Origin of the sequence: Arthrobacter sp. OV608, from assembly GCA_900110595.1 — a bacterium.
In the GTDB taxonomy this organism is placed as follows: domain Bacteria; phylum Actinomycetota; class Actinomycetes; order Actinomycetales; family Micrococcaceae; genus Arthrobacter.
The window spans coordinates 1-1,280 of record FOEZ01000064.1 but is presented as its reverse complement, the minus strand read 5'-3'; the positions used below and the strand labels follow the sequence as shown (position 1 = coordinate 1,280).

Below are 1,280 nucleotides of genomic sequence, written 5' to 3'. Positions count from 1 at the left end.
GGGGGAACGGGTCCCTGAGATAAGTGTCATGCCGCCGTCAGGACGGCACTTCTCAAGAGAATAACCGCTTTGTAATTGGCAGGGTTGCGGTAGCCGCGGGGCGGTGCGTTTGATGTTTTTTATGGCGTGTTGTTGGCCTCGACCTGCCTGTCGTGGCGGCGGTGATTGTCAGCACCTCGATCTCTTTCCACCACCGACAGACTGTGCGGTAGAGCCTGTTCGTCTCCGGCCGTGCTGCTGCCTTCACGGATTCTTCGAGCATTGTTTTCGCTGCTACGGCGTCTTCCAAGGAGCCGGTGCGGAGCAATGCCCTGAGCTGTTTTTTGACCTGCCAGACCGCCTGGAGGGTGCCGGTTGGATCGTCGACGGCGAAGACTGGCCAGGGAGATCAGGTGGAAGTGATCGACTGCGACCGCGGTGCGGGGCAGCCACATCCGCAAGGCTTTTCTGAATGCCGCGGAGGGGTCGACGCGACGACCTGCACGGCCAGCCGCCACTCCAAGGGCCGGGCGAATAGCCAGTCCCCGACGCCCTCGTGGTCCCGCCCCCCTCGACCACGCCCAGGACCTGCCCGGTGTCCAGATCGACGATGGTGGTCATCCAGGGTTCGAAGCGGGTCCAGGTCTTCGTCCCCGGGTCCTGGAAGTAGCGCACGGACCGGAACCGGTGCTCATCAATGCCAAGCATCCGCGGGCTGAGTTGGTTTACGTCGAGCAGCTTCAGCAGATACGCTTCGGTGACGGCGCCGCGGACCATCCACCAGGACACGGCGAAGCCAAGGGCTGTCTCAGAGACGGCCCTGCCGGACCGGATCACGGCGTCCACGAGCTGGTCCCGGAGCCGGCTTGTGGAGCGGGCCCGGCGCGGGACCTGCGGGGTGGATTCGAAGAACGATAGCCGGTCGCAGCCGGTTCCTCGCAGTACCAGCGCTACTTGGACCAGAGCACCTCCACCGGCCCGGCCACAGGAAGATCCCGGAGCCGCTGGAAGCGTCGTTCCTTCCGCCGGGATGCGATGACTCCGCAGCTTGGGCAGCCCGGCGGCTAGTCGGTTTCGATGATGACCTGCCGCCGGCCGGCAGTGATGGCGGTGGAGATGACGTGGTAGTCGGGCAGGTTGAAGAGGATGGTAGCAGCATCGGCTGCGACCCCGGTAGGCTCGTTCAAGGGCTCGTGGCCCTGTTCCAGGTTGAATGCTAGACACCCTCATCCCAGCAGGGCCACGGGCCCCTTTGTCTTCAACGACACGAACTCATTCCCCATCAACCGCGAAGAGCCACT

Annotated in this window: 1 protein-coding gene and 1 pseudogene; both read right to left on the bottom strand. The window is 64.1% G+C overall.

All coding sequences use genetic code 11. The features are described from left to right. Window positions 1–929: 929 nt before the first annotated feature. Window positions 930–1,031, bottom strand: a pseudogene (locus tag BMX78_RS23910) (hypothetical protein); the annotation flags it as partial. Between the two features lie 12 nt (window positions 1,032–1,043). After that, window positions 1,044–1,166: a hypothetical protein gene (locus BMX78_RS23595; protein WP_286139239.1), complete on the bottom strand. Its 123-nt coding sequence runs from the start codon at window positions 1,164–1,166 to the stop codon at window positions 1,044–1,046. Between the last annotated feature and the right edge of the window lie 114 nt (window positions 1,167–1,280).